Here is a 1,819-nt window from a genome sequence, read left to right as displayed (position 1 = left end):
ATCGTTCCGGATGGACCGCTCACTTTTGTTACTACCGGTGGCTGGTTATCCTCCTGACTCACCGTAATGAACGCGAGCTCTCTCGGAGATACGAATTCAACCATACTAGTTATCCTGGCCAGTACTTCGCTCGCGTTCGACACTATCGACATAACTTTGGGAACTATGGTTATGTAGCTCAAAAATTCCTTACCCGCGTCTATTATCAGCCCTACCCCTTGTTTCATCGCCGCCTTTGAAAGCGCCGTGAGAGATTCTACTGCGATATTCTTTATATACTCTCCTATGAACTTCGTCCATTTGCCTATATCCTGCAAATCGCTCTTCAATTCAAATCGGGCTGCCAGTAAGCCTTTTCTCAGCGCCTCCGGCATCGCCTCCGCCACGTCTGCAACAAACTCTCCTTCTGTTAAACCTCTTATGTTGAAGATTGTAGAAATCACTGTCAGACCAACGTCCAGTCCATTCAAAGCGCACATCGTATAGAATGACACCAGTTCATGCGGAAGGTTCGAGTAGACTATATCTTCCCCCTCTTTCATCTTTTGAATTGTTTCCCACAGGTCCTCTATGAATATCCCTAATTCAGAGATGTCTGCAAAGCCTCCGTATGAGCTGAAGGCGTATTTCCCTTCTTCCCACGCAGGAATAAGTAGATTGGATGTCTTACCTTCCCCCAGAAAGTAGTCGAATACTGCGTCTACTCCCAGGTCGATCAGTTTGCCTATGAAGTCTATCCAACCGTACCAGGTTTCGCTTTGCGCAGTTCCTATCTGTGGCCACCCGGTTATGTATGATTCTATTGATCTGGTGTGATCGAATGTCTCCATTTCTTCCACTGTCAGTGTCTCTGTTAGTTCAGATAGCATAACTACGCTGTTCACCGAAATCCAGTCCCCCGGGATTTTCGGTGTAACTTCGTAGTATGTCTTCCCGCCTATTTCTTCCAAGGTGTATGAGAGTTCGACCCGTTCCAGATCCACGTCTATGGTTTCACGGACCCCGATATCCTGCGCATCTACCAGAGGAAGCGTTATCTGTACTGGCGCTGCACCCGAAGGGCTAATTTCTTCCATTGGATAATGTTCGTTGAGGTATTCGATTATCTCGTCCAGGGCAGATTCGATTGCTCCAATCAGTTCGTCTTCAACTTCGCTCTCCCCGTTGTTGAGGCTTTCTATTAGGTCCGCTATTGTCTGAAGGTAACTGCAGGCTTCTATCGCTTCGTTCACTCTAGCCATAGAATCGGGAAAGGGTGTCGCCAGAAACGGGTTGAGCATTAGCAGAGATTTTGCGGTGGTCTCTTTGTTTATAGTCTCCGTAGATTGTAGCTTCGTTCCGTTTACCTCTGGAGAGACGAACGTCATAAGCGGTATCTTGTACCCGGGGACACTGCAGAACATTACGGAGACTTGGTCTCCTTTTACGTCTATCTCGAAGTTACCTTCATCATCTAACGGTGCCACCTTTTCCATGTTTCTTACCACAAGTGTTGTTGGATCTATCTCTTCAGGAAGCTCTACATTCCCATATAAATAACTCGTTTCGTATGTAACTTCCTTTTCTTCCGCAGTTTTTACATTTGTCTTAGCATTATCCAAAACGTCGTCATCAGAAAGCAGTTTGAGTTCATAGAAGTATGTCTTGTCGGAAAGCACATTAGTATCAATTAACTGAGTCTCTTCGTAAGAGAGCGCACACAGCTTTGAGAAACTTATGTTATCAGAACTTCTCATCACTACAACAACATGACTTGGCAAACTCTCCGGGATTATTGAGTAATCTATTTGTATGAATGAACTGCCAGAATCAGTACCTG

General features: G+C 45.5%; 1 protein-coding gene. It reads right to left on the bottom strand.

The genetic code is table 11. The annotated features are described in order from the left end of the window. The coding region (locus tag RJ60_RS15710; RefSeq protein WP_180979992.1) for a hypothetical protein at positions 1–1,819 on the bottom strand (1,819 nt) is incomplete at both ends.

The organism is Mesotoga sp. B105.6.4 (assembly GCF_002896535.1).
Lineage (GTDB): Bacteria > Thermotogota > Thermotogae > Petrotogales > Kosmotogaceae > Mesotoga.
Note: the sequence above shows the minus strand (reverse complement) of the source record. Positions and strands in the feature narration are given on the sequence as shown.